Below are 25,000 nucleotides of genomic sequence, written 5' to 3'. Positions count from 1 at the left end.
AACCCGGACACCCACGCGTGGGTCGCGTGCTCCGAGCTGCGCCGGCTGCCGGACCCCGTCGAGCCGCCCCGGCTGACGGCCGTACTGCGCGCCCTGGTGCCGGACGGGCCCTGGAGTCAGCCGGAACCCGCCTGCGTCGGCCGGCTCACGGCCACAGCAGCCCCCTGCTCCAGCCGAACCCGGTGCTCCGGTACTCCAGCCGTACGTGCCGCCTGTCCGCGTCGCCCTGGAAGAACTCCACCGTCTCGGGGCGCAGCCGGTACAGGGTCCAGGTGGGGGAGGGCTCCGCCGGGTTCTCGCGGGCCTTCTCCCAGGCCGCCTCCGACGCCCGGCCCAGCTCCTCCAGCGAGTCCAGCTCCTCGCTCTGCCGGCCGGTGAGCGCGGCGGCCAGCGCCCCGGTGGTCCGTGCGTGCAGGTCGGCCTGGCTCTCCTCGGACGGCGCCGGGGTGACCGTCCCCCGCACCCGCACCTGGCGCCCGAGCACCGGCCAGTAGAAGGCCAGGGCGGCGTCCGGGTGGGCGCGCAGGGCCCGGCCCTTCCGGCTGGTGGCGTGCGTGGCGAAGGACCAGCCGTCGACGTCCGCGCCGTGCAGCATCACGATCCGGACGTCCGGCTTCCCGTCCTCGTCCACCGTCGCCAGCGACATCGTGTGCGGCTCGGGCTGCCCCGCCGCGACCGCCTCCGCGAACCAGTGCGTGAACAACGTCAGCGGTGTGGGAGGAGCGGTGGCCGGGTCGAAGGGCCGCAGCTGCGTCGTCCCGGGGGCCCAGACCCGCTGCGACCGGAGCAGTTCGTGGAGATCCTGTTGTGCCATGGAGCGAGTATCGCCCGGCGGGGCGGCCACGATCGGCCGGGGCGCGCACGGCCCCGGCCACGCGTGCGGGGCCCCGGCCGCCCGGCTGGCGGGGGCGGGGCAGTCGCCCGGGGCCCGCTCACTCCCGGCCCAGCACCACCGTCCCCGAGGAGCAGAACCAGCCTCCCGTCCCCGACGCCACCCCGAGCCGCGGCGGCATCCCGTCCCGCGCCTGCACCTGCCGCTCGCCGGCCTCCCCGCGCAGCTGCCGTACCGCCTCCACCAGCAGGAAGAGCCCCCGCATACCGGGATGCTGGGCCGAGAGCCCGCCCCCGTCCGTGTTCACCGGCAGGTCCCCGCCCCGCACCAGCAGGCGGCCCTTCTCCACGAACGCCCCGCCCTCGCCCTTGGCACAGAAGCCCAGGTCCTCCAGGGTCACCAGGGTCATGTAGGTGAAGGCGTCGTAGATCTCGGCGAAGTCGATCTCGGACGGGCGGACACCGGCGCGCTCGAAGGCCAGGGCGCCGCTCACCGCGGCCGGGGAGACGGTGAAGTCCGGCCACTCGGACATGGTGGCGTGGGAGACGTGCTCACCGGTGCCGAGGACCCAGACGGGGGCCGTACGGCAGTCCCGTACGTACTCCTCGGCCGCCAGCAGCACCGCCGCGCCGCCGTCCGACCGCAGACAGCAGTGCAGCCTGGTGAAGGGGTCGGCGATCAGCGGGCCCGCCGCCACATCGTCGACGGTGACCGGGTCCCGGAACATCGCCTCCGGGTTCAGGGCGGCGTTCGCCCGTGCCTGCACGGCGACCTGTGCCAGCTGCTCGATCGTCGTGCCGTACTCGATCATGTGGCGCCGGGCCGCCATCGCGTACTTGGCGATCAGGGTGTGGCCGTAGGGCACCTCGAACTGCAGCGGGCCGCGGGCGCCGAAGGACAGGTCGCCCGTTCTGCGGCCCGCCCTGATGTCCGCCCGCGCCGTCGAGCCGTAGACCAGCAGGACGGCGTTCGCGTGGCCCGCCGCTATCGCGTCCGCCGCGTGGGCCGCCATGACCTCCCAGGTCGAGCCGCCGACGGAGGTGGAGTCCACCCAGGTGGGCCGCAGGCCCAGGTACTCGGCGACCTCCACCGGGGCCAGCGTGCCCAGGCCCGCCGAGGCGAAGCCGTCCACCCGGGCGCGGTCCAGCCCGGCGTCCGCCAGGGCGCGGCGGGCCGCCTGGGCGTGCAGGGTGTACGGGGTCGCGTCGTCCACGCGGCCGCAGTCGGCGAGGGCCGCACCCACCACGGCGACTTTCCTGGTCCCTGGCGTCATGAATCTGACGGTACATCAGCTACCGGTGCGGGCGGCAGGGTCGCGTCTCTGGGCATCCCCGCCATGGCGACCTAATATGACGCACCGTCAGATACGGTCCGGAGGGATCAGCCATGGACACGCGCCTCACCGCAGAGCAGGACGAGATCCGCCGAACCCTGCGCGAGCTGCTGCACCGACGCTGCGGCCCGCGGGAGCTGCGGACGGCCGTGGACACCCCGGACGGGTACGACCCCCTCCTGTGGTCGGCCCTCGCCGACCGGCTCGGCCTGCCGGGCCTCGCCCTGCCCGAACGGTACGGCGGCGTCGGCTGCTCGGTCACCGAACTGGCCCTCGCCTGCGAGGAGACGGGACGCGCCCTCGCCCCCTCGCCGCTGCTCGCCACGTCCGTCCTCGCCGCCCCGCTGATCCTCGCCCTGGGCACGGAGGCCCAGCGGGCCGGCCTGCTGCCCCGGCTCGCCGCGGGCGGTCTCACCGCCGCCCTCACCGTCCCCGGGCCCGACCTCGCCACCGCCCTCGCCCTGACCGGCCGGAACGACGGGTACCGCGCGGGCGGGGGACGGGCCGGCGGGGTGCAGGCCCGGCGGACCCCCGACGGGTGGACCCTGTACGGACAGGCCGACCAGGTGCTGGACGGGCACAGCGCCGGACTGCTGCTGGTCGCCGCGCACACCGGCGGCTTCGCCCGCTCCCGGACGCGGCTGTTCCTGGTGGCCGGGGACGCGGCGGGACTCGTACGGACCCGGCAGACCGCCCTGGACGCCACCCGGCCGCAGGGGCAGGTGCAGCTGCGCGATGTGACCGCCGAGTTGCTGGGCGACGACGACGCCGACGTCCTGCCCGCGCTGGCCGGGCTCGGGGACACGGTCGCCGCCGTGCTCGCCGCCGAGGCCGCAGGGGCGGCCGGCCGGGCCCTGGAACGGACCGTCGAGTACGTCGGGCAGCGGGTGCAGTTCGGGCGGCCGGTCGGCTCCTTCCAGGCGGTCAAGCACCGGCTGGCGGACGTGTACGTGGCGGTGCAGGCCGCCCGGTCGGCCGCCTGCTACGCCGCCTGGGCCGCCGCCCACGGCGAGGAGGTGGGCCGGCTCGCGCTCGCCCAGGCGCTGGAGGCGCTGCAGGCGGCCGCCGCCGAGGGCATCCAGCTGCACGGCGGGATCGGGTTCACGTGGGAGCACGACGCCCACCTGTACTTCAAACGGGCGGCCGGCGACGAGCTGCTCTTCGGGCCGGTGCACCGGCTGCGCGACCGGGCCGCCGAGACCGCCGGGCTCTTCGCGCACGGGAAGGTGGCGGTCTGATGGCCCGCGCCGCCGGTGTCCGGCTCGTGCAGAAGGTGTCGTCCACCCGGCTGTTCGCCAAGGTCGCCCCTCATGTGATCCCGGCCCTGGACCGCGGGGTGCACCGGCTCACCCGGGGGCGGGTGCTGCTCAGCGCCCAGCTGCTGCCCGGCGTGATCCTGACCTCCACCGGCGCCCGCAGCGGGCTGCCCCGCCGGACCCCGCTCGCGTGCATGCCGCAGGAGGACGGACGCGGCTGGCTCCTCGTGGGCTCCAACTTCGGCCGGCCCGGCCACCCCGCCTGGACCCACAACCTCCTCGCCCACCCGGACGCCTCGATCAGCGTCGAGGGCCGGGACGTCCCGGTCACCGCCCGGCTGCTCACGGGGGAGGAGCGCGCGGCGGCCTGGCGGGCCCTGCTGGTGTTCTGGCCGCCGTACGCCACCTACCAGGCCCGGGTGACCAGGGAGATCCGGCTCTTCCGGCTCACCGCGGCACCCTGAGGGGCGGGACGGCGCTCCCGGCCGGACGCGCGGCTAGAGCGTCGCCAGCCGCTCCACCAGCAGGAACGCGCCGATTCCCAGCATCGCCGCGCCCGAGGTGCGGGTCACCGCACGGGCCGCCGCCGGGCGGGCGGACAGCAGGGCGCGGGCGAGGACGCCGACGGCGAGGTAGACGACCGCGCAGCACGCCATGTGCAGCAGGCCCAGCGCCGCGGTCTGCGCGGCCACGGGGAGATGCGTGCCGTCGAGGGTGAGGAACTGCGGGAGCACGGAGAGGTAGAGCAGCAGCCCCTTGGGGTTCGCGCCGCTGATCGTCGCACCGCGGAGGAAGAGCCGGCCGGCGGGCGCGGGCGCGTCCGCCGCCCCGGGGACGGCCGGGCGGCGCAGCACCGACCAGCCCAGCCACAGCAGGTACCCCGCTCCGGCCACCGTCAGGGCCGTCAGCAGCCGCGGCGAGCCCGCCACCAGCACCGCCAGGCCCGCCGTCGCCAGGACGGTGTGCAGGGCGTATCCGCAGACCAGGCCCGCCACCGCGCGCATCACCGAGCTGCCGCGCAGGGCGGTCGCGATGACGTACGCCCAGTCGGCGCCCGGTACGCACACCAGCAGCAGGTCGACGGCGAGGAAGGAGAAGAGCAGTCCCGAGTCCATGCTGGGGACATTAGGCGCGAGTGGCCCGAAAGTGTTCCTGAAGTTTGCCCATGATCGCGGAATCTCGGCAAGAATCTGTCTCATGGACAACGTGGACCGCAAAATCCTTGCCGAGCTCCAGCAGGACGGGCGGCTGACCGTGACCGAGCTGGCCGCCCGCGTGCGCCTGAGCGTCTCGCCCTGCCACCGGCGGCTGCGCGAGCTGGAGCGCTCCGGAGCCATCCAGGGCTACCGGGCGGTCGTGGACGCGGCGGCGCTCGGGCTGACCTTCGAGGCGCTGGTCTTCGTGTCCATGCGGCAGGAGGACCGCGACACGGTCGCCGAGTTCGAGCGGGCCGTCAGCGAACTGGATCATGTGCTGGACGCCCAGCGGCTGTTCGGCGAACCCGACTACCTGCTCCGGGTCGCCACTGCCGACCTCGCGGCCTTCCAGCGGCTGTACGACGAGCGGCTCGCGACCCTGCCGGGGGTGCAGCGCCTGACGTCGACCCTGGTGATGAAGCACGTGGTCCAGGACCGGCCGCTGCCGGCCTGACGCCCCAGGCAGCACGGCGGGCGGCGGCTCACGTCATGTGAACCACCGCCCGCGAGACAGGACTCGGCGCCGGAAAAAGTAAGGGGTGCGCTACCGCGTGGGCTTCTTGCCCGTCACGCCCAGGTGCACCAACAGTGCCAGGTTCGGCTTGAGTTCGGCCTGCTTCACGCCCCAGGAGGAGAAGCCCTTCTGGTGGGACGCCACCGCCGCGAGCATCGCGACCAGCGAACCGGCCACCGCCGCCGGGTTCACGTCCTTGTCGACCCTGCCCTTGGCCTGCAGCTCCGTGATGGAGTCCGCGAGGGAGTTGTTGACCGAGTTCAGGATCTTCATGCGGAGCTTGTAGAACCGTTTGTCCCCCTCGGCCGCGCCGAGGTCGACCACGCGCAGGATCGCGTCGTTCTTCCGCCAGAACTCCAAGAAGCCGTCCACGAGTTCCTGCGCGGTCGCCCACCCCGCCTTGCCGGCCCAGGTGCGCCCTTCGAGCAGTTCGGTCAACCCGGCGCCCTCGGCCGCCATTTGCTCGGCGATCTCCAGGACGGCGCCTTCGACGTCCGGGAAGTACTGGTAGAAGGTCGCGGGTGAAGTCCCCGCCTTCCGGGCGACATCGATGACCTTGACATCCCGGTAGGGGGAGGAGCTGAGCATCTCGCTGAGGCAGTCGAGCAGCTTCTGCCGGGTCGCCTGCCCACGCCGGCCGGCCACGCGGCCGTCGACGGTACGCACTTGTCCTGTCATGCCGTCAGCTTACCGAGGGGTGATCGGAGCGCGATTCGGCCGACTGCAAATGGGGTGCACGGGTGCTCTGGGGGTGGTGTGCCTGGTCTGCGCGGTGCGCGCGACCCGGTTACTTTGACGGCATGGCCGAAAACAGGGCATCCGTGCACGAAGAGGCGTACCCCGAGGGCGTCCCCTGCTGGGTGGACGCCGAGCTGCCGGACGTCGAGGCGGGAAAGCGCTTCTACGGTGAGCTCTTCGGGTGGTCCTTCGAGGAGGCGTACGGCTCCTCCGTGTGGGCCCGGCTGGACGGCGACCTCGTCGCCTCGCTGGCCCCCAAACGGGACGGCCGCATGCCCACGGTCTGGACGGTCTCCTTCGCGACCTCGGACGCGACGGCCCTCGGCCGCAGGATCACGGCGGCAGGCGGGCAGGTGGTCATGGCGCCGTTCCCGGTGGGCGACCTCGGCGTCGCCGCCCTCGCCGCCGACCCGGAGGGCGCGATCTTCGGTCTGTGGCAGCCCGGCACCCACCCCGGCTTCGGGCGGCGGCACGAGCCCGGCACGTTCGTCTGGGCCGAGCTCTACACCCGCGACACCGCCACCGCCAACGCCTTCTACGGCGACCTCTTCCACGCGGCCCTGTTCGGCGGCGGCGCCGAGCCCGACTTCGGCCGCGCCGACGTCACCGAGATCTTCGCCGCCGAGATGCCCCCGCACTTCGTCACCCACTTCCGGGTCGCGGACCTGGACGCCGCGCTCGGGACGGTCGTACGGCTGGGCGGGCGGGTGCAGGCGCCACCCTTCGAGACGTCGTACGGACGAGTGGCCGTCGTCACCGACAATCAGGGAGCGTCCTTCGCGCTGCTCCAGCGGTGAAACGCCCGCTTTGGCGGAAGACACCCCGAATTGTCACCGGGTTCGCAACCAGGGGCGCGGACAGGAAGAATCGGGGTGCGTGCCGCCGAGGCGGTGCGGTGGTGAGACGCTGCACTTCGGTCGCGTACATATGTGGGTGGCGCGGCTCGTACGGGGAGGTGGCAGGCAAGTGGTGGATCAGCTGACGCAGCACGATCCGCGGCGGATCGGGCCGTTCGAGGTGCTGGGCCGGCTGGGTGCCGGCGGCATGGGGCTGGTCTATCTCGCGCGCTCGGCGTCCGGCCGGCGCGTGGCGATCAAGACGGTGCGCACCGAACTGGCCGAGGACCAGCTGTTCCGGGTGCGCTTCACCCGTGAGGTGGAGGCGGCCCGCGCGGTCTCCGGGTTCTACACGGCGGCCGTCGTGGACGCCGACCCGCGCGCCGCCGTGCCCTGGCTGGCCACCGCCTACGTGCCCGCGCCCTCGCTCGAGGAGATAGTGAACGAGTGCGGGCCCCTCCCGGCCCAGGCCGTGCGCTGGCTGGCGGCGGGCGTCGCGGAGGCCCTGCAGTCCATCCACGGCGCCGGACTGGTGCACCGCGACCTCAAGCCGTCCAACGTGCTCGTCGTCGAGGACGGCCCCCGGGTGATCGACTTCGGCATCGCCTCCGGCGTCTCGAACACCCGTCTCACCATGACCAACGTGGCCGTCGGCACCCCCGCCTACATGTCCCCCGAGCAGGCCAAGGACTCCCGCAGCGTCACCGGCGCCAGCGACGTCTTCTCGCTGGGCTCGATGCTGGTCTTCGCCGCCACCGGCCACCCGCCCTTCCACGGCGCCAACCCGGTCGAGACCGTCTTCATGCTGCTCCGCGAGGGCCCGGACCTCACCGGCCTGCCGGACGAGCTGCGCCCCCTGATCGAGTCCTGCATGCAGATGGAGGCCACCGGCCGGCCCAACCCCGCCGACCTCCAGGCCCAGCTCGCCCCGCACCTCTTCGGCTCCGGCTCCGACGACAGCGGCACCGCCTCCGCCTGGCTGCCCGAGAAGGCCGTCGGCCTCATCGAGTCCCGCCGCGGCGGACGTCCGGCGATCAAGCCCGCCCTGGCCACCGCGCCCGGCCCCCGCAGCGGCGGCCGCGCGGCCGTGCCCCCGCCGCCCCCGTACGACCCCCCGGGCCCGGCCCCCGTACCGGTCGGCGCCCCCGGTACCGGCCCGGTGCAACTGGCCGGCGCCAAGGTGCCCATCGGCCCCGGCCCCCGGGTCGCCGACGCCCGCGCCGCCGCCGTCAAGGCGCCCCCGCCGGAGGCCGGCCTGGTCGCCAGCTGGTCCCGTCCGCGCCCCGGCGTGGCCGGCGCCGACCCCGCCGTACCGCCCGCCCCGCCCATGCCCCCGGAGACGGCGAGCGGCTGGCGGCCCTGGCGGTTCCGCATGTCCAACGACGTCTGGGGCACCCCCGCCGTCGACGGCGACCTCGTCTACGTCACCTCCTTCGAGGTGCACGCCCTGGACGTGGGTACCGGCCGCCGCCGCTTCAAGACGCGGGACGTGGCCTGGTCGATGGCGGTGGCGGACGGCCGTATCCACGCCTCCGACGGGCCGACCCTGTTCGCCCTGGACGCCCGCGAGGGCGCCGACCTGTGGCGGCTGTCCACGGACGCCTGGGTGTACTCCCTGACGGCCGACCGCGGCACGGTCGTCACCGGCACCCGTGGCGGCGGCGTCCAGGCCTGGGACGCCACGGGCGGGCAGAAGCTGTGGGAGATCAGCGGCTGCCAGACCGACTTCGAGTCCCCCGAGGCGGGCCCGCTCGTCCACGACGGCACGGTCTACGTCTGGCAGGACGCCCGGCTGCGCGCCCTGGAGGCCCGCACCGGCGAGGAGCGCTGGTCGTACCCCATCGGTGACGCGGCCTCCTGCGGCGGCGTCCCGGTACGCCTGAACCCGGCCGACGACGGCTACGTCTACATCTCCGCCGGCACCCGCGTCCTCGCCATCGAGGCGGCCGGCGGCATGGTGCGCTGGCACTTCGAGGCCCCCGCGGTCTTCCTCAGCCCGCCGGCCTTCGCCCCCGGCCCGGCCGTCACCGGCGGCGGGGTCTACCTCGCCGACTACCTCGGCACGGTCTACGCCCTCGACGCCGCCGACGGCCGCGACCGCTGGCGCATCGCCACCGAGTCCCGCTCCTCTGTGGAACCGGTCCTGGTGGCCGGCGGCCACGTGCACGTCGGCAGCGGCAAGGGCCTCTACACCCTGGACGCGGTCACCGGCACGCCCAAGTGGCGCTTCCAGGCCGGCGGCGACGTCGTGGGCGCGCCGGCGGTGGCCGAGGGCCGCATCCACTTCGGCTCCACCGACCACCTGCTGTACACCCTGAAGGCCGACGACGGCCGGCTGCGCTGGAAGCTGGCGACGGGCGGCGAGATCACCGGCTCCCCGGTGGTCAAGGACGGTGTGGTGTACGCGTGCAGCAAGGACCGGTGCGTCTACGCGCTGGACGCGGAGAAGGGCACGGGCACGGCACGGACCGGCTGAGGCGAGCGTGACGGCCGTCGTACCGGTTGCACGGAAGGGCTCCGGACGGCGGCCGTCCCAGGGCCGACGCTACCTCCGGTGACCGTTCCCCGCCAGGCGGTACACGGCCGGCCGCCGCTGGCTATGGTGATGGCATGCACCTGCAAACTCGGGCGCGCGCGCTCAGGTACACGGCCGTACTGACCCTCGTGGTCCTCAGCCTCAGCGGATTCTCGCGGGGCCACCACGGCCGCCACGGAGGCGGCGGGGGCGGTTGCAGCAGCTCCCACCAGGACCACGACAGCTCGTCCTCGTCCACCTCGGGCGGCGGGACGTACGACGACGACTCGGACGACGGCTACTACGGCAGCGGCGGTACGACCGGCGGCAGCAGCGCGACGGGTGGCTCGGGGACGACCGGAGGCACCGGCGGGAGGTACTACGGCCGGCGCCCCACCCACCGGGCCACCGCCACCTCCTCCGCGACGAGCGGCAGGGCGCTGAAGGACGGGACGGCGAAGCTGGTCGCCTGCGCGACCGCGAAGAAGCCGTACGCCACGGTCGAGATCTCGAACCCGAACGGCCGCGAGGCCGAGTTCCAGGCCCGGGTCCTCTTCTACGACGACCGGGGCACCCAGATCCTGAACAACTCCTCCTACACCGTCGAGGTGCCCGCGAGGGGCACGGCGACCACCCGGGTGCCGGTCGGCGACCGCCTCCGGCTGAAGGTCGACCACTGCGAGGCGGAACCGGAGGCGGACGTCAGCTCCTAACGCACCTCGAACCCGACCCGGCGGGCGGCGAACAGCTCGGCCTGCCGCTCGGCCGGCAGGTTGCCCAGTGCGATCAGATGCGGCGCCTGCGCGAACGCCTGCGCACGCGCCGCCTCCTCGGCCGCCCACAGCGCCCGCACGGTCCCCTGCACCCCCTCGGGCGGGTGCGAGGCGATGACGGCGGCACAGCGCACCGCCTCCGCCAGGGCCTCGCCCTCCGCGGTGAGCTGCGAGACCAGCCCGACGTCGTGGGCCCGTCGCGCGGAGATCCGCTCGGCCGTCCCCATCAGCACCATCCGCGCGACCTCGCCGTACGGCAGCCGCTGCGCCATGAGCACCGACTCGTAGGCGCTGACCATCCCGTACGTCGTGTGCGGGTCGAAGAACGTGGCCGTGGTGTCGGCGACGACGAACTCGCTCTCGCCGAGGAGATAGAACGCGCCCCCGCACGCCATCCCGCGCACGGCGGCCACGACCGGCTTCCACAGGCCGTTCGCCTTCGGCCCCAGCCCCAGCAGCGGATCGTCCTGCATGTACGGCGACGACGGCTGCGGCACCACCGCGTCCCGGTCGATGCCCGTGCAGAACGCCCGTTCCCCGGACCCGGTCAGCACCACCGCCCGCACCGAGTCGTCGAACCGCAACTTCCGCCACACGTGCGTCAGTTCCGCCACCATCTCCAGGTCGACGGCGTTCAGCCGCGCGGGCCGGTCCAGCGTGACGACGGCGACCGCGGTGTCCTCGTCGATGTCGAGACGCACGGTGTTCACGCGAGCACCCACTGCGGCAGTCCGCCGGAGAACACCACCTGCACCCGGGCGCCGATCCGGATCCGGCCCGGGTCGAGGGAGCCGAGCGGCGCCCCCGGCCCGGTGACCAGGTTGCCGGCCAGCCGGATCCGCGGGGCCTCCTCCAGCTCCACGAGGACCACGTTGTACGGCGCCTGCGCCGCGTAGTCGGGCAGCAGCGGCGGATGCGGCACCACGTACGACCACACCCGCCCGCGCCCCGACACCGGCCGCCACTCGGTCGCGAAGGACTGGCAGCGGGGGCAGCAGGGCCGGGGCGGGAACCGGAGCTCGCCGCAGTCGGCGCAGGCCTGGACGCGCAGTTCGCCCCGGGCCGCGTACTCCCAGAAGGGGGCGCCGTCGGCGTCGGTGACCGGAGTCAGCATGGCGGGTCAACTCCTCAACAGAAGCGCGGAGGTGGGCACGCCCTCGCCCGCCGTGACCAGGCAGGTGGCGGCGCCGGGGACCTGCGCGGTGCTGGTGCCGCGCAGCTGCTTCACCCCTTCGTTGATGAGGTTGAAGCCGTGCACGTAGGCCTCGCTGAGCCCGCCGCCCCCGGTGTTCACCGGCAGCCGCCCGCCGATCTCCAGGGCGCCCTGCTCGGTGAAGGCGCCTCCCTCCCCGCGCGCGCAGAAGCCGTAGCCCTCCAGGGAGAGCGGGATCAGCGCGGTGAACGCGTCGTAGATCTGCGCCACGTCCACGTCGTCCGGGGTGAAGTCCGCCTGCTTCCACAGATGCCGGGCGGCGGTCCAGGCGGGGCCGGTGAGCGGGTCGTCGTTCCAGTAGTTGACCATGCCGTGGTGCTGGGCGGGCAGGCCCTGGGCGACGGAGTGCACGTACACCGGCCGCTGTCGGCAGTCCCGCGCCCGCTCCTTGGAGACCACCACACAGGCGAGGGCCCCGTCGGTCTCCAGGCAGTTGTCGAACAGGCACAGCGGCTCGCTGATCCACCGGGAGGTCATGTACATCTCGCGGGTCAGGGGCCGTTCGTACATGACGGCCGCCGGGTTCTGGTTGGCCCGGTTGCGACAGGCCAGGGCGACGTTGAACAGGTGGTCGCGGGTGGCGCCGTACTCGTGCATGTACCGGCGGGCCAGCATGGCGATCTCGTCCGCCGGCCGCAGCAGCCCGAAGGGCCGTGTCCACTGCGCCGGTGTGGGCAGCTGGACGGCCGTGCTGGTCCACGGCCGGGGCCCGCTGCCCCGTTTGCGGGACCGCCAGGCCACGCCCACCGTGGCCTGCCCGGCGGCGATGGCGGCGGCGAGGTGGGCGACGGTGGCGCAGGAGCCGCCGCCGCCGTACCCCACCTTGCCGAAGTAGGTCAGATCGCCGAAGCCGACCGCCTTCGCCAGCTCCACCTCGTCGGTCTCCTCCATGGTGTAGGAGGCCAGGGCGTCGACCTCGCCGGGTGCGATCCCGGCGTCGTCGAGCGCGGCGAGCACCGCCCGGCAGGCGAGCGTCCGCTCGTCCTCCGGAAGGTGCTTGGCGAATGCGGTCTGTCCTATGCCGACGACGGCGGTGGCGTCCTTGAGTCCCGTTCCTGCCATGCAAGGCCCCCTCTCCTGACAGTGCGTCAGGTTACCGCTAATCTGACGGACAGTCAGCTACGTGTGGGCACGGGGAGGTCTGCTGTGAGTGACTGGGGCACCGTCCCGCGACTGGTGCGGTCCGCGGCCGAGCGGTACGCGGACGCCGAGGCCGTGGTCGAGGGCCGGACGAGGATCACGTACGCCGAACTCGGCGCCCGGATCGAACGCGCCGCGGCTGCCTGCCTGGCCTGCGGAGTGGCCAGGGGCGACCGGGTGGCCGTGTGGGCGCCCAACTCCCTCGACTGGATCGTGGCCGCCCTCGGCGCCGTGTCGGCGGGCGCGGTGCTGGTGCCGCTGAACACCCGCTTCAAGGGCACCGAGGCCGCCGACGTCCTGCGCCGCAGCGGGACCCGGCTGCTGTTCGTCACGGGCACGTTCCTCGGTACGTCGTACGTGGCCTCGCTGCGGAGGGCGACCGGCGAGGGGGTGCCCGGCGGCCGGGGCCCGCTGCCCGGCCTGCCGGACCTCGAACAGGTGGTGGTCCTCTCCGACGACGCACCGCCCGACTTCCGCACCTGGAAGGACTTCCTGGCGGCGGGCGAGGAGGTGACGGCGTCCGAAGTCCGCGCACGAGAAGCGGAGTTGTGCGGCTCGGACCTCTCGGACATGGTCTTCACCTCGGGTACGACGGGCCGCCCCAAGGGCGCGATGATCACCCACGCCCAGACCCTGCGCGCGTACGAGATCTGGGCCGAGCTCGCCGGCCTGCGCGCCACCGACCGCTACCTGATCGTGAACCCCTTCTTCCACACCTTCGGCTACAAGGCCGGTGTGATCGCCTGTCTGATGCGTGGGGCGGCGATGATCCCGCAGCCGGTGTTCAACGTGGACACGGCACTGGCGAACATCGCGGCGGAGCGGATATCGGTCCTGCCGGGCCCGCCGACCCTCCACCAGTCCCTCCTGGACCACCCGGCCCGCGGCGCCCACGACCTCTCGGCCCTCCGGCTGGTCGTCACCGGAGCGGCCGTGGTCCCCCTCCGCCTGGTGGAACGCCTGCGCGGCGAACTCGGCATCGGCACGGTCCTCACCGCCTACGGCCTCTCCGAGGCGAGCGGCATCGTCACGATGTGCCGGCGCGGCGACGACCCCTCGGTGATCGCCTCGACGTCCGGCCGGGCGATCCCCGGCACGGACGTGCGGGTCGCTGACGCCCGGGGTGGCCGGGTGCCGCCCGGCACACCCGGCGAGGTGCTGGTGCGCGGCTTCAACGTCATGCGCGGCTACTGGGCCGACCCGGCCGCCACCGCGGAGGCGGTCACCGCCGACGGCTGGCTGCGCACGGGCGACGTCGGCGTCCTCGACGCCGAGGGCAACCTGCGCATCACCGACCGCATCAAGGACATGTTCATCGTCGGCGGCTTCAACGCCTACCCCGCCGAGATCGAGCAACTGCTCGGCCTGCACCCCGACGTGGCCGACGTGGCGGTGGTCGGCGTCCCGCACGCCCGCCTCGGAGAGGTCGGCAAGGCCTTCGTGGTCCGCAGACCCGACGCCTCCCTCACCGCCGACGACCTGATCGCCTGGGCCCGCCGGGAGATGGCCAACTACAAGGTCCCGAGAGCGGTGGAGTTCGTCCCCGAACTTCCCCGGAACGCGAGCGGGAAGGTCGTGAAGGGGGTACTGCGGGGGAGCGGACCACCGGCAGGCTGAGGCCGGGACCGACGGAACGGGTCCGCCGGTCCCGGCCCTCCGGACACACCTCGGCCGCGACGGCTCCCCCTCCGCGCCGCCGCGGCCGATCCCCGTCGGGGTGGTGGCTTACTTGCGATCGAGGTCCAGGGCCGGCGGGGCCGGGGTGTGCTGGTCCATCGTGGTGACCGGCTCGTCCAGGGCCGGCGGAGCCGGGGTGTGCTGGTCCATCGTGGTGACCGGCTCGTCCAGGGCCGGCGGAGCCGGCGTGTGCTGGTCCTTCATGGTGACGATCTTCTTGTCGTTGCTCATGGCTGGTACTCCAAGAGATATGTGGCGCAGCGAGTGGAACGCCCGTTCGGAAACTCCCCCGTGGGTCGCCGAACGGGCGTTCCAGGAGGCCTCAGAGTAGCCGCGAGGCCCGGTTGATCCGCCTGCCCCCCGAGAACGGCGGATCGACTCCCAGAGAGTGACAGGAAGTCATAAACGTTCGATGAACGACCCCGTGGGGGGCCGCCTCTCAGGCCGCCGCCAACGGCGCGAGCAGGCGCCGGACCTCGGCCGCCTCGACGGACCCCGCCTGCTCGTACAGGGACAGAGCCTCCTGCCAGCAGACCCGGGCCCGGTCGGACTGCCCGAGTGCCTCCAGGGCCTTCCCCAGCATCGTCAGGGCGTTGGCCCGCATCCAGTCACCGCCGATGCAGCCGATCGCCAGGGCCTGCTCGGCGTGCTGGGCGGCGAGGGCGGCACGCTCGGACACCAGGTGCACCTGGGCGATGCGGAAGTGCGTGGTCCCCTCCCACAGGCGCTGCCGGCTGTCCGTGAACATCCGCAGCGCCTCGGACAGTTGCACCAGCGCCTCGGGCAGCGACCCGGCCTGGGTGAGCACGATGCCCAGCGCGTAGTGCGCGTTGGCCAGGCGGACGGACATCCCGAGTTCGTCGTAGATGTCGACGCCCCGCTTCGCGAGCTCCACGGCCTCCCCGCTGCGCCCCATCGAGGCGAGGGAACGGGACAGGTTGCACACGGCACTTCCCTCGCCCGGCTTGTTGCCGTCGGCGCGGAACGCCTCGATGGCCCGCTGCAGATACGTCACCGCGTCGGCGAACCGGCCCGTGCAGTTGGCGATGATGCCCAGCTGGTTGGGTGCCGTGCTGCTCGTCCACGGGTCCTGGGCGGTCTCGTTCAGCGCGTCCGCGTGCTCGGCCTCCAGCCGGGCCTCGTCGAACCGCCCCGACTGGCTGAGGACCTGCGCGAGGGTGATCCGCGCCCGGGTCTCGGCGTGCGGGTCCCCGAGTGCGGCCGCCGCGTCCCGCGCGGCGACGGCGGTCGTCTCGTAGCGGCGCGCGCTGGCCCCGGACTCCGCCAGATCTATGGTCGTCAGCAGGAGATCGACGGCCCGCCGCAGGGTGGGCGCTTCGAGCGACTGCTGTACGCACGCGAGAAGCGGTTCGGCCTCGGTGTGCAGCCAGTCCAGCGCCGCCGAGGCACCGGCGAAGGCGCTGCCGGGCCGCTGCACGTGTTCGAGATGGGTGACCGTACGGTCCCCCGGCCGCTCCATCGCGTAGACGTGCGCCGCCGTCGCCAGATAGAAGTCCAGCAGGCGCGACATCGCCGCGCCCCGTTCGCTGGGGGGCTGTTCGTCGCGGTCGGCGCAGGCACGCGCGTAGAGGCGGACCAGGTCGTGGAAGCGGTAGCGGCCGGGGGCCGCCGATTCCAGCAGGGACGTGTCGACCAGGGACTCCAGCAGGTCCTCCGTGTCCTCCGCGGGCAGGTCGAGGACCGCGGCCGCGGCGGCCAGGGAGATGTCCGGGCCGTCGGCGAGGCCGAGCAGGCGGAAGGCGCGCGCCTGGGCCGGTTCCAGCTGGCCGTAGCCCAGCTCGAACGTGGCCTTCACGGCCAGGTCGCCCGCCTGGAGCTCGTCCAGCCGGCGGCGCTCGTCCGCGAGCTTGGCCGCGAGGACGGAGACCGTCCAGGTGCGGCGGGCCGCGAGGCGTGACGCCGCGATACGGATCGCCAGGGGCAGGAAGCCGCAGGCCGCCACCACGTCCAGCGCGGCCTCGCGCTCCGCCGCCACCCGTTCCTCGCCCACGATCTTCGTGAACAGCGCCAGCGCCTCGTCGGGGGACATCACGTCCAGGTCGACCAGGTGCGCGCCGGCCAGGTCGAGCATCCGCACCCGGGAGGTGACCAGGGCCGCGCAGCCCTCCGTGCCGGGCAGCAGGGGCCGTACCTGGGCCGCGTCCTTCGCGTTGTCGAGCAGGACCAGGACCCGGCGGCCGTCCAGCACCGAGCGGTACAGGGCCGCCCGCTCCTCCAGCGAGTCCGGTACGGCCGAGTCGGCAGTGCCGAGGGCGCGGAGGAAGGAGCCTAGGACCGTCTCCGGCTCGGCGGGGCGCGGGCCCGCGCCCTGGAGGTCGACGTACAGCTGGCCGTCGGGGAAGGCGGTGCGGGCCCGGTGGGCCACGTGCACCGCGAGCGTCGTCTTGCCGACGCCGCCGATGCCGGCCAGTGCCGAGACGGCCATCACCCGGCCCTCGGTCTCGGAGGCGGAGGACAGCACCTCGCTCAGTTCGTTCACGAAGGCCGCGCGGCCCGTGAAGTCCGGTACGGAAGCGGGTAGTTGTGCCGGGCGCACGGGAGCCGCCGCGGGCTCCGCCGCCGGGGCGGAGGGCTCCGCCAGCACCGGGTCCGCCTGGAGGATGCGCTGCTGGAGTTCGCTGAGGCCCGGGCGCGGGTCCACGCCGAGCTCCTCGGCGAGGAGGCGGCGGGTGTCGGCGTACACCGCCAGCGCCTCCGCCTGCCGCCCGCCGCGGTACAGGGCCAGCATGAGCAGTTCGCGCAGGCGCTCACGGAGCGGATGGGCGGCGGTCAGTGCCGTCAGCTCCGACACCGCCTCCGCGTGGCGGCCCTGCTCCAGGTCCATGTCCAGCCGGGACTCCAGCAGGCCCAGGCGCCACTCCTCCAGCCGGGCCCGCTGCGCCTCCGCGTACGGTCCGGGCACGCCCGCGAGCGGTTCGCCGTCCCACAGGTCCAGTGCGCGGCCGAGGGCCTCACGGGCGTGCCGCAGGTCCCCGGCGCCGCGTGCCTTCTCCGCCTCCGTGGCCAGCTCCTGGGCCGCGGCCAGGTCGAGGGCGCCCTCGCGCAGCCGGCGTACCGCGTAGCCGCCGGACTCGCTGACCAGGACGCCGGGGTCCAGCACCTTGCGCAGCCGGGAGGCGTACGTGCGGAGCGCGGCCAGCGCCTGGGACGGCGGCTCGGTGCCCCATAGCGCGTCGATCAGCTCCGCCGCCGTCGCCGTACGGCCCTCGCGCAGCAGCAGGGCGGCCAGCAGGGCGCGCTGCTGGGGGGAGCCGGTGTTCAGCACCTCCGCGCCGCGCCAGGCCCGCACCGGACCGAGCACGCTGAAGCGCAGCGCGTCCGGCTCCGTGGCGGCGCCGGCCTCGGCCCCGGCCACGGAGCCGGTACGCCGCTGCTCAGGTACTCGCGGCCCACCGTCCATGCGTTCGCCCCCCTCGGCATCATGAACAACCCCGTCAGTTTGCCTTGTTCCGGGCAGTTGCGTCAGCCGTGGGAGACGCCGATCACAGGCCGGTATGCATCGGTGCACAAGGCGTTCACACCCTCTTCGCATCCGTCGGCCGTTCGTCATGAGCTGACGGGTCGTCAGATCAGCGCTACCGTGAACGGCATGGAGACCACACAGTTCCCGCTGATCATCTCCGTCGACGACCACACCGTGGAGCCCGCCACCGTCTGGCAGGACCGGCTGCCGAAGAAGTACCTGGACGTCGGACCCCGGATCGTGCGCGCCCCGCTGAAGGAGATGACCTTCCTGGGCGGGCGCTTCAAGCCCGTCATGGGCGATCCCGGCAGCACCGACGGCCCCGTCGGCGACTGGTGGGTCTACGAGGACCTGCACCGCCCGCTCACCCGTCTCGACACCGCCGTCGGCTACGACCGGGACGAGATCCGCCTGGAGGTCATCACCTACCAGCAGATGCGCGCGGGTTCGTACGACGTGCCCGCCCGGCTCGCCGACATGGACGTCAACCACGTCCAGTCCGCCCTGTGCTTCCCGACCTTCCCCCGCTTCTGCGGGCAGACCTTCACCGAGGCGCGGGACCGTGAGCTCGCCCTGCTCTGCGTGCGCGCCTACAACGACTGGATGGTCGAGGAGTGGTGCGGTCCCGAGGCGCGCGGGCGGCTCGTGCCGCTCACCCTCATACCTCTGTGGGACGCCCGGCTGGCGGCCGAGGAGGTGCGGCGCAACGCCGCGCGCGGCGTCCGGGCCGTCGCCTTCTCCGAGATACCCCCGCACCTCGGCCTGCCCTCCGTCCACACCGACGACTGGGACCCGTTCCTCGCCGCCTGTGCCGAGACCGGCACGGTCGTCGCCATGCACATCGGCTCCAGCAGCCGGATGCCCTCCACCTCCGCGGACGCCCCGCCCGCCGTGGGGTCCACCATCACCTTCGCCAACTGCTGCTTCTCGATGGTCGACTGGCTGATGAGCGGCAAGTTCGAGCGCTTCCCGGGGCTGCGGGTGATGTACGCCGAGGGGCAGATCGGCTGGATCCCCTACATCCTCGAACGCGCCGACGTCGTGTGGGAGGAGAACCGGGCCTGGGGCGGGGTCGCCGACAAGGTCCGCCGGCCGCCGTCCGAGCTGTTCGCCGAGCACGTGTACGGCTGCTTCTTCGACGACGCCTTCGGACTGAGGAACCTGGACTCCATCGGCGTCGGGAACGTCCTGTACGAGACCGACTACCCGCACTCCGACTCCACCTGGCCCAAGTCCCGCGAGGTCGGCGAGGCGCAGATGGGCCACCTGCCGGCCGACGTGGTCGAGCGGATCGTCCGGGGCAACGCCATCGAGCTGCTGGGGCTGACCGAGGACGGGCTCTGGAAGGGGTCGGTGTGACGCTCGCCTACGGCATCCAGCTGCCCGTCCAGTCGCAGAGCACCCTGTACACGGAGGCATGGGAGGCCGCTGCCGGGCCGGCGGACCTGGTCGCGGTCGCCCGGGCCGTGGAGGACGCCGGGTTCGACTACCTGGCCGTCTGCGACCACGTCGGCGTACCGCGCCGGCTGGCCGAGGCGATGAGCACGGTCTGGTACGACCCGGTCGCCACCCTCGCCCATCTCGCCGCCGTGACCGCACGCGTCCGGCTGCTCAGCCATGTGGCCGTGGTCGGGCTGCGCCACCCGCTGCTCTCCGCCAAGCAGTACGCCACCCTCGACCATCTCTCCGGCGGGCGGCTGGTCCTGGGCGTCGGGGCCGGGCACGTGCGGGAGGAGTTCGAGGCGCTGGGGGTGGACTTCGCGCGGCGGGGTGCCGTGCTCGACGAGAGCATCGACGCCCTGCGCGCCGCCCTCGGCCCCGAGGAGTTCCCCGAGCACCACGGCAAGTTCCACGACTTCTCCGGCCTCGGCCAGCGGCCCCGCCCCACGCAGCCGTCCGTGCCCGTGTGGGTGGGCGGCTCGTCGCCCGCCGCCGTCCGCCGGGCGGCGCTCAAGGGCGACGGCTGGCTGCCGCAGGGGGACCCGCGGGAGCGGCTGCCCGCGCAGATCGCGCGGATCCGGGCGCTGCGGGCCGAGCACGGCGTCGAGGGGCCCTTCACCGTGGGCGCCCTCGCCGAGCCGCTGTACGTCGGCCGGGCCGGCTGGGACGTCGGCGGACGCACCCTCACCGGTACCCCGGCCCTGATCGCCGAGTCGCTGCGGGCGTACCGGGCGATGGGCGTGGACCAGATCCAGGTGCGGTTCCGCAGCCGGAGCCGGGCCGAACTGATCGAGCAGATCGGCGTGTTCGGGGCCGAGGTCGCGCCCCGGCTGGACTGAGCAGGAGGAGCCGGCATGGGCAAGCTGGACGGGCGGGTCGTCATCGTCACCGGGGCGGCGCGCGGGCAGGGTGAGCAGGAGGCGCGGCTCTTCCGGGCGGAGGGCGCCCGGGTGGTCGTCGCCGACGTGCTGGACGAGCAGGGGGAGGCGCTGGCCGGGGAGATAGACGCGCTGTACGTGCACCTCGACGTGGGCACGGAGGAGGGCTGGCGGGACGCCGTGCGGGCCGCCAAGCGGGAGTACGGGCGGCTCGACGGGCTGGTCAACAACGCGGGCATCCTGCGGTTCAACGCCCTGGTGGACACCCCGCTGGACGAGTTCATGCAGGTCGTGCAGGTCAACCAGGTCGGTTGCTTCCTGGGCATGAAGACGGTGGCCCCCGAGCTCGACGACGGCGGCACGATCGTGAACACCGCGTCGTACACGGCCCTGACGGGCATGGCCGCCGTGGGGACGTACGCGGCGACCAAGCACGCGGTGCTCGGGCTGACGCGGGTGGCCGCGCTGGAGCTGGCCGCCCGCAGGATCCGGGTCAACGCCATCTGCCCCGGCGCCATCGACACCGCCATGTCCAACCCGGCACGGCTGGACCCGGACGCCGATCCGGAGGAGATGAGCCGGGCCCTGGACCAGCTGTACCGCAAGCTCGTGCCGCTGGGCCGGGTCGGACAGCCGGAGGAGGTGGCCCGGCTCGCCCTCTTCCTCACCTCGGACGACTCCTCGTACATCACCGGCCAGCCGTTCGTGATCGACGGCGGCTGGCTCGCCGGGGTCAGCGTTATCTGACTTACCGTCAGCTATTGACGGTCGCGGCGGCCGGTGCGACAGTCGGCCGACAGCCAAGAACTGACGGAGCGTCAGAAAAACTGGGACGGTGAACCGCCGTGGAATTCGGGCTCTTTGTACAGGGATACGTGGGCAAGCGTGCCGAGACCGACCCGCTCGCCGAGCACAAGGCGCTGATGGAGGAGACCGAGTACGTCATCCAGGCGGACAAGTCCGGCTTCAAGTACGCCTGGGCCTCCGAGCACCACTTCCTGGAGGAGTACTCGCACCTGTCCGCCAACGACGTCTTCCTCGGCTACCTTGCCCACGCGACCGAGCGGATCCACCTGGGATCGGGCATCTTCAACCCGCTCGCCCAGGTCAACCACCCCGTGAAGGTGGCCGAGAAGGTCGCCATGCTCGACCACCTCAGCGAGGGCCGCTTCGAGTTCGGCAGCGGCCGGGGCGCGGGCAGCCACGAGATCCTCGGCTTCCTGCCGGGCATCACCGACATGAACCACACCAAGGAGATCTGGGAGGAGACCGTCGCCGAGTTCCCCAAGATGTGGCTCCAGGACGAGTACGAGGGCTTCCAGGGCAAGCACTGGCAGCTTCCGCCGCGGAAGGTGCTCCCGAAGCCGTACGGGAAGTCGCACCCGGCGATGTGGTACGCGGCCGGTTCGCCGCCCTCCTACGCGATGGCCGCGAAGAAGGGGCTCGGCGTGCTCGGCTTCAGCATCCAGAAGGTCTCCGACATGGAGTGGGTGCTGGAGCAGTACAAGACGGCGGTCGTGGACGCGGAGCCGATCGGCGACTTCGTCAACGACAACGTGATGGTGACGACGACCGCGATCTGCGCGCCGACGCACGCGGAGGCGATCGAGATCGCCGTCAACGGCGGGCTGCACTACCTGCCCTCGCTGGTCTTCCGGTACCACGACACGTTCCCCCGGCCCGAGGGGTTCCCGGTGTGGCCGGAGACGCTGCCCCCGTACACCCCCGAGTTCGTGGAGCTGCTCATCGAGGAGGAGCTGCTGATCTGCGGGGACCCGGACGAGGTCTTGCGCCAGTGCAAGCGCTGGGAGCAGGCCGGCGCCGACCAGCTGAGCTTCGGGCTGCCGGTCGGGGTGCCGAAGGAGGAGACGCTGCAGACGATCCGGCTGATCGGGGAGCACGTGATTCCCAAGATCGACACCGACCCCGTGCACCGGACCTCGCGGTTCCGGGCCGCCGCGTGAGCGCCGCCGGTCCCGGCCGGGAAGGAGGCCCCATGTTCGATCACGTCATCAAGGGCGCGACGGTCGTCGACGGCACCGGCGCCCCCGCCCGCACCGCCGACGTCGGCATCCGCGACGGCCGGATCGCCGCCGTCGGCCGGGTCACCGGGGAGGCCCGCACCACCGAGGACGCGCACGGCCTCGTCCTCACCCCCGGGTTCGTCGACCCGCACACCCACTACGACGCCCAGCTGTTCTGGGACCCGTACGCCACCCCCTCCCTCAACCACGGCGTGACCACCGTCGCCGCCGGCAACTGCGGCTTCACCCTCGCGCCCCTGAACCCCGACCGCCCCGAGGACGCCGACTACACCCGCCGGATGATGTCCAAGGTGGAGGGCATGTCCCTGGTGGCCCTGGAGGAGGGCGCGCCGTGGAGCTGGCACGGGTTCGGGGAGTACCTGGACGCCCTCGACGGGCGGATCGCGGTCAACGCCGGTTTCATGGTGGGGCACTGCGCGCTCCGGCGGTACGTCATGGGCCCGGACGCCGTCGGGGGGCAGCCGAGCCGGCGGCAGCTGGAAGCCATGGTCGCGCTGCTGCACGAGGCCATGGACGCCGGCGCCTGGGGACTCTCCACCACGCAGTCCAGCACCCACTCGGACGGGGACGGGCGGCCCGTGGCGTCCCGGCACGCCGAACCTGCGGAGCTGCTGGCGCTCGCGCGGGCCGTCGGGGAGCACGAGGGCACGCAGATCGAGGCGATCGTCGCCGGCTGCCTCGACCAGTTCAGCGATGCCGAGATCGATCTCCTCGTGGAGATGAGCGCGGCCGCCGGACGGCCGCTGAACTGGAACGTCCTCACCGTCGACGCGGCCGTCCCGGAGCGTGTGCCCCGGCAGCTCGGCGCGAGCGAACGGGCACGGAAGGCCGGCGGCCGCATTGTGGCCCTGACCATGCCGATCCTCACCCCGATGAACATGTCCCTCGGCACCTTCTGCGCCCTGAACCTGATCCCCGGCTGGGGGCCGGTCCTCGGGCTGCCCGTGCCCGAACGGATCGCGAGGCTGCGGGACGCGGAGGTCCGGGCGGAGCTGCTGCGGCGGGCCCGGTCCAAGGAGGCGGGCGTCTTCCGGCGGCTCGCGGACTTCGGCCGGTACGTCATCGGGGACACCTACAGCGAGGCCAACCGCGGTCTGACCGGCCGGGTCGTGCGGGACATCGCCGCCGAGCGCGGGCAGGACCCGTTCGCGTGCCTGGTGGAGATCTGCGCCGAGGACGAACTGCGCACGGTGCTGTGGCCGATGCCGAGCGACAACGACCCCGCCTCCTGGGAGCTGCGCGCGGAGACCTGGCAGCACGAGGACGTGCTGCTGGGCGGCTCCGACGCGGGCGCCCACCTGGACCGGATGTGCGGGGCGCCGTACACCACCCGGTTCCTCGGGGACTGCCTGCGCGGCCGGCGGCTGGTCGGCCTGGAGCAGGCGGTGCGGATGCTGACCGACGACCCGGCGCGGCTCTTCGGGCTGCGCGAGCGGGGACGGGTACGGGAGGGCTGGCACGCCGACCTGGTGCTCCTCGACCCGGAGCGGATCGACGCGGGCCGGGCCCGGCTGGTGCACGACCTGCCGGGCGACAGTCCGCGGCTGGACTCCCGGGCGATCGGGGTGCGCGCGGTGTGGGTCAACGGAGTCGAGGCGATCCGGGACGACGTGGTGACCGGTGCCGTACCGGGCCGGGTGCTGCGGTCCGGGCGGGACACGCGGACGGTGAGCACCCGGTGAACGAGGGGCAGCGGCTGTTCGTCGGCGGGGAGTGGACAGAACCCGACGGCGGGCACTACCCGGTGACCGATCCGGCCACCGAGGGGACCGTCGGCTGGGCGCCGGAGGCCTCACCGGAGCAGGTGCGGGCGGCCTGCGCGGCGGCCCGCGAGGCCTTCGGGCCGTGGTCGCGGACCCGGCCGGAGGAGCGGGCGGCGGTGCTGGCCCGGGCGGCCGGCGTCATCCGGGATTCCCTGGAGCCGTACGCCGACCTCGCCCGGGCGGAGACCGGCGCGACGGCCGGGACCGCCCGCGCGATGCAGGTCGGGGTGGCCGCGGCCCGCTTCCGCCGGTACGCCGCGGTGGAGCCCGCCGAGTGGGCCGTGGTCCCGCAGATCAACGAGGCGGGGCCGATGGGCAGGGCCGGTGTGATGGGCGCCCTGGCGGTGCGGCAGCCCGTCGGCGTGGTCACGTGCGTCACCTCGTACAACAACCCGTGGGCCAATCCGGCGGGCAAGGTCGCCCCGGCCCTGGCCATGGGCAACACGGTGGTGGTCAAGCCCGCTCCGCAGGACCCCCTCTCGGTCTACCGGATGGCCGAGGCGCTGGAGGCGGCCGGGGTGCCGCCGGGCGTGGTGAACGTCGTCTCCGGCCGGGACACGGCGGTGGGCGAGGCGGCGGTGGCCTGCGACGACGTGGACATGGTCAGCTTCACCGGTTCCACGTCCGTCGGCCGGCGCATCGCCGAGGTGTGCGGACGCGACATGAAACGCCAGTTGATGGAGCTGGGCGGCAAGGGTGCGGCGCTCGTCTTCGACGACGCAGACCTCGGCTCGGCCGTCGCCGGCATCGGCACCACGTTCTCCTTCTACAGCGGGCAGATCTGCACCGCGCCCACCCGGGTGCTGGCCCAGCGCGGGGTGTACGACCGGCTGGTGGAGCGACTGGCCGGGTACGCCGCCCGGTTGAAGGTCGGTGATCCGGGGGAGCCGGACACCGTCGTGGGGCCGGTGATCTCCGCCGAGCACCGGGCCCGCGTGGAGTCGTACGTCGAACTCGGCCGCAAGGAAGGGGCGGTCGTCGTCACCGGTGGTGAACGTCCGTCCCTGGACCGGGGGTTCTACGTCGCTCCCACCCTCCTCGCCGACTGCGGCAACGACATGCGGGTGGCCCGGGAGGAGATCTTCGGGCCCGTCGTCGTGGTGATCCCCTTCGACGACGAGGAGGAGGGGGTGGCCCTCGCCAACGACTCCGACTACGGACTCGTCGACTACGTCTGGTCCGGTGACGTGGCCAGGGCCTTCCGGGTGGGGCGGCGGCTGCGGGCCGGCGGTGTCGGCGTCAACACCGTCGGCCGCAACATGGAGGCGCCGTTCGGCGGGTTCAAGAAGAGCGGGGTCGGCCGGGACGTCGGCGTGTACGCCCTGCACGCCTACAGCGAGGTGCAGGCCCTCGTGTGGCCGGGCTGA

The 25,000-nt window shown here is 73.4% G+C and carries 22 protein-coding genes; 13 read left to right on the top strand and 9 right to left on the bottom strand.

Annotated elements, in window-relative coordinates; translation table 11 throughout:
* Nucleotides 1-145 precede the first annotated feature (145 nt).
* Nucleotides 146-814, bottom strand: coding sequence for a pyridoxine/pyridoxamine 5'-phosphate oxidase (locus BLW57_RS17665; RefSeq protein WP_093475707.1), 669 nt, complete (start codon nucleotides 812-814; stop codon nucleotides 146-148).
* 118 nt (nucleotides 815-932) lie between these two features.
* Nucleotides 933-2,105, bottom strand: coding sequence for a thiolase C-terminal domain-containing protein (locus BLW57_RS17660; RefSeq protein ID WP_093475706.1), 1,173 nt, complete (start codon nucleotides 2,103-2,105; stop codon nucleotides 933-935).
* A gap of 113 nt (nucleotides 2,106-2,218) precedes the next feature.
* Between BLW57_RS17660 and BLW57_RS17655 the strand changes: the two genes are divergently transcribed.
* Both BLW57_RS17655 and BLW57_RS17650 read left to right on the top strand, forming a co-directional pair.
* A complete protein-coding gene (locus BLW57_RS17655; protein WP_093475704.1) occupies nucleotides 2,219-3,403 on the top strand; it encodes an acyl-CoA dehydrogenase family protein in 1,185 nt (394 codons plus the stop codon).
* Nucleotides 3,403-3,885, top strand: a complete 483-nt coding sequence (locus tag BLW57_RS17650) for a nitroreductase family deazaflavin-dependent oxidoreductase (RefSeq protein WP_093475703.1) — start codon at nucleotides 3,403-3,405, stop codon at nucleotides 3,883-3,885. Before BLW57_RS17655 ends, BLW57_RS17650 begins: the two co-directional genes overlap by 1 nt.
* A gap of 33 nt (nucleotides 3,886-3,918) precedes the next feature.
* Here the strand turns inward: BLW57_RS17650 and BLW57_RS17645 are convergent, their stop codons facing one another.
* Nucleotides 3,919-4,536: a LysE family translocator gene (locus BLW57_RS17645; protein ID WP_093475701.1), complete on the bottom strand. Its 618-nt coding sequence runs from the start codon at nucleotides 4,534-4,536 to the stop codon at nucleotides 3,919-3,921.
* An 82-nt stretch (nucleotides 4,537-4,618) separates the two neighbouring features.
* Between BLW57_RS17645 and BLW57_RS17640 the strand changes: the two genes are divergently transcribed.
* Nucleotides 4,619-5,071 (top strand): Lrp/AsnC family transcriptional regulator, encoded by a 453-nt coding sequence (locus tag BLW57_RS17640; protein WP_093475700.1) that lies wholly within the window; start codon nucleotides 4,619-4,621, stop codon nucleotides 5,069-5,071.
* A 90-nt stretch (nucleotides 5,072-5,161) separates the two neighbouring features.
* Here the strand turns inward: BLW57_RS17640 and BLW57_RS17635 are convergent, their stop codons facing one another.
* Complete coding sequence (locus BLW57_RS17635; protein WP_073888325.1) at nucleotides 5,162-5,797, bottom strand: TetR family transcriptional regulator; 636 nt, start codon at nucleotides 5,795-5,797, stop codon at nucleotides 5,162-5,164.
* Nucleotides 5,798-5,931: 134 nt separating this feature from the next.
* On the opposite strand from BLW57_RS17635, the gene BLW57_RS17630 reads away from it, so the two are divergent.
* The 3 genes from BLW57_RS17630 (at nucleotide 5,932) to BLW57_RS17620 (ending at nucleotide 9,933) form a co-directional block, all read left to right on the top strand.
* On the top strand, nucleotides 5,932-6,666 hold the full coding sequence (locus tag BLW57_RS17630) for an AfsK-binding protein KbpA (RefSeq protein WP_176985625.1): 735 nt from the start codon (nucleotides 5,932-5,934) through the stop codon (nucleotides 6,664-6,666).
* A gap of 169 nt (nucleotides 6,667-6,835) precedes the next feature.
* A complete protein-coding gene (locus BLW57_RS17625; protein ID WP_093475698.1) occupies nucleotides 6,836-9,181 on the top strand; it encodes a protein serine/threonine kinase AfsK in 2,346 nt (781 codons plus the stop codon).
* Nucleotides 9,182-9,315: 134 nt separating this feature from the next.
* The gene (locus tag BLW57_RS17620; protein ID WP_093475697.1) at nucleotides 9,316-9,933 is read left to right on the top strand and encodes a hypothetical protein; all 618 of its coding nucleotides are present in this window, start codon (nucleotides 9,316-9,318) and stop codon (nucleotides 9,931-9,933) included.
* Here the strand turns inward: BLW57_RS17620 and BLW57_RS17615 are convergent.
* The 3 genes from BLW57_RS17615 to BLW57_RS17605 are packed head-to-tail and all read right to left on the bottom strand — an operon-like array spanning nucleotide 9,930 to nucleotide 12,268.
* Nucleotides 9,930-10,703, bottom strand: coding sequence for an enoyl-CoA hydratase/isomerase family protein (locus BLW57_RS17615; protein WP_093475695.1), 774 nt, complete (start codon nucleotides 10,701-10,703; stop codon nucleotides 9,930-9,932). The two genes, BLW57_RS17620 and BLW57_RS17615, sit on opposite strands and share 4 nt — an antisense overlap.
* On the bottom strand, nucleotides 10,700-11,107 hold the full coding sequence (locus tag BLW57_RS17610) for a Zn-ribbon domain-containing OB-fold protein (protein WP_093475694.1): 408 nt from the start codon (nucleotides 11,105-11,107) through the stop codon (nucleotides 10,700-10,702). Before BLW57_RS17610 ends, BLW57_RS17615 begins: the two co-directional genes overlap by 4 nt.
* A 6-nt stretch (nucleotides 11,108-11,113) precedes the next feature.
* Complete coding sequence (locus BLW57_RS17605) at nucleotides 11,114-12,268, bottom strand: lipid-transfer protein (RefSeq protein ID WP_093475692.1); 1,155 nt, start codon at nucleotides 12,266-12,268, stop codon at nucleotides 11,114-11,116.
* 84 nt (nucleotides 12,269-12,352) lie between these two features.
* On the opposite strand from BLW57_RS17605, the gene BLW57_RS17600 reads away from it, so the two are divergent.
* Nucleotides 12,353-13,963 carry a FadD3 family acyl-CoA ligase gene (locus BLW57_RS17600; protein WP_176985624.1) on the top strand — a complete coding sequence of 537 codons (1,611 nt, stop codon included), beginning with the start codon at nucleotides 12,353-12,355 and terminating at the stop codon, nucleotides 13,961-13,963.
* A gap of 108 nt (nucleotides 13,964-14,071) precedes the next feature.
* Here the strand turns inward: BLW57_RS17600 and BLW57_RS17595 are convergent, their stop codons facing one another.
* The gene (locus BLW57_RS17595) at nucleotides 14,072-14,254 is read right to left on the bottom strand and encodes a regulatory protein AfsS (RefSeq protein WP_073888337.1); all 183 of its coding nucleotides are present in this window, start codon (nucleotides 14,252-14,254) and stop codon (nucleotides 14,072-14,074) included.
* A gap of 208 nt (nucleotides 14,255-14,462) precedes the next feature.
* Nucleotides 14,463-17,444, bottom strand: a complete 2,982-nt coding sequence (locus tag BLW57_RS17590; RefSeq protein WP_093475689.1) for an SARP-family global regulator AfsR — start codon at nucleotides 17,442-17,444, stop codon at nucleotides 14,463-14,465.
* A gap of 189 nt (nucleotides 17,445-17,633) precedes the next feature.
* On the opposite strand from BLW57_RS17590, the gene BLW57_RS17585 reads away from it, so the two are divergent.
* The 6 genes from BLW57_RS17585 (at nucleotide 17,634) to BLW57_RS17560 (ending at nucleotide 25,000) form a co-directional block, all read left to right on the top strand.
* Nucleotides 17,634-18,866, top strand: coding sequence for an amidohydrolase family protein (locus BLW57_RS17585; RefSeq protein ID WP_093480741.1), 1,233 nt, complete (start codon nucleotides 17,634-17,636; stop codon nucleotides 18,864-18,866).
* A complete protein-coding gene (locus tag BLW57_RS17580) occupies nucleotides 18,863-19,786 on the top strand; it encodes an LLM class F420-dependent oxidoreductase (RefSeq protein WP_256339507.1) in 924 nt (307 codons plus the stop codon). The genes BLW57_RS17585 and BLW57_RS17580 overlap by 4 nt, the downstream gene beginning before the upstream one ends.
* A 15-nt stretch (nucleotides 19,787-19,801) precedes the next feature.
* Entirely contained in the window at nucleotides 19,802-20,572 is a 771-nt protein-coding gene (locus tag BLW57_RS17575; protein ID WP_093475688.1) for an SDR family NAD(P)-dependent oxidoreductase, read from the top strand.
* A gap of 98 nt (nucleotides 20,573-20,670) precedes the next feature.
* The gene (locus tag BLW57_RS17570; protein ID WP_093475686.1) at nucleotides 20,671-21,789 is read left to right on the top strand and encodes an LLM class flavin-dependent oxidoreductase; all 1,119 of its coding nucleotides are present in this window, start codon (nucleotides 20,671-20,673) and stop codon (nucleotides 21,787-21,789) included.
* Nucleotides 21,790-21,821: 32 nt separating this feature from the next.
* Nucleotides 21,822-23,552: an N-acyl-D-amino-acid deacylase family protein gene (locus BLW57_RS17565; RefSeq protein ID WP_093475685.1), complete on the top strand. Its 1,731-nt coding sequence runs from the start codon at nucleotides 21,822-21,824 to the stop codon at nucleotides 23,550-23,552.
* A complete protein-coding gene (locus BLW57_RS17560) occupies nucleotides 23,549-25,000 on the top strand; it encodes an aldehyde dehydrogenase family protein (protein WP_093475683.1) in 1,452 nt (483 codons plus the stop codon). The genes BLW57_RS17565 and BLW57_RS17560 overlap by 4 nt, the downstream gene beginning before the upstream one ends.

Source organism: Streptomyces sp. 1222.5 (genome assembly GCF_900105245.1).
In the GTDB taxonomy this organism is placed as follows: Bacteria; Actinomycetota; Actinomycetes; order Streptomycetales; family Streptomycetaceae; genus Streptomyces; species Streptomyces albidocamelliae.
The sequence above is the reverse complement of the archived record's forward strand: the minus strand, read 5'-3'. Positions and strand labels throughout refer to the sequence as shown.

Excerpts from the sequence above, each read along its gene's own strand:
- BLW57_RS17645 (WP_093475701.1), bottom strand. The coding sequence starts at position 4,536 with ATGGACTCGGGACTGCTCTTCTCCTTCCTCGCCGTCGACCTGCTGCTG.
- BLW57_RS17665 (WP_093475707.1), bottom strand. The coding sequence starts at position 814 with ATGGCACAACAGGATCTCCACGAACTGCTCCGGTCGCAGCGGGTCTGG.
- BLW57_RS17650 (WP_093475703.1), top strand. The coding sequence starts at position 3,403 with ATGGCCCGCGCCGCCGGTGTCCGGCTCGTGCAGAAGGTGTCGTCCACC.
- BLW57_RS17595 (WP_073888337.1), bottom strand. The coding sequence starts at position 14,254 with ATGAGCAACGACAAGAAGATCGTCACCATGAAGGACCAGCACACGCCG.
- BLW57_RS17640 (WP_093475700.1), top strand. The coding sequence starts at position 4,619 with ATGGACAACGTGGACCGCAAAATCCTTGCCGAGCTCCAGCAGGACGGG.
- BLW57_RS17575 (WP_093475688.1), top strand. The coding sequence starts at position 19,802 with ATGGGCAAGCTGGACGGGCGGGTCGTCATCGTCACCGGGGCGGCGCGC.
- BLW57_RS17585 (WP_093480741.1), top strand. The coding sequence starts at position 17,634 with ATGGAGACCACACAGTTCCCGCTGATCATCTCCGTCGACGACCACACC.
- BLW57_RS17605 (WP_093475692.1), bottom strand. The coding sequence starts at position 12,268 with ATGGCAGGAACGGGACTCAAGGACGCCACCGCCGTCGTCGGCATAGGA.
- BLW57_RS17610 (WP_093475694.1), bottom strand. The coding sequence starts at position 11,107 with ATGCTGACTCCGGTCACCGACGCCGACGGCGCCCCCTTCTGGGAGTAC.
- BLW57_RS17630 (WP_176985625.1), top strand. The coding sequence starts at position 5,932 with ATGGCCGAAAACAGGGCATCCGTGCACGAAGAGGCGTACCCCGAGGGC.
- BLW57_RS17620 (WP_093475697.1), top strand. The coding sequence starts at position 9,316 with ATGCACCTGCAAACTCGGGCGCGCGCGCTCAGGTACACGGCCGTACTG.
- BLW57_RS17565 (WP_093475685.1), top strand. The coding sequence starts at position 21,822 with ATGTTCGATCACGTCATCAAGGGCGCGACGGTCGTCGACGGCACCGGC.
- BLW57_RS17660 (WP_093475706.1), bottom strand. The coding sequence starts at position 2,105 with ATGACGCCAGGGACCAGGAAAGTCGCCGTGGTGGGTGCGGCCCTCGCC.
- BLW57_RS17590 (WP_093475689.1), bottom strand. The coding sequence starts at position 17,444 with ATGGACGGTGGGCCGCGAGTACCTGAGCAGCGGCGTACCGGCTCCGTG.
- BLW57_RS17655 (WP_093475704.1), top strand. The coding sequence starts at position 2,219 with ATGGACACGCGCCTCACCGCAGAGCAGGACGAGATCCGCCGAACCCTG.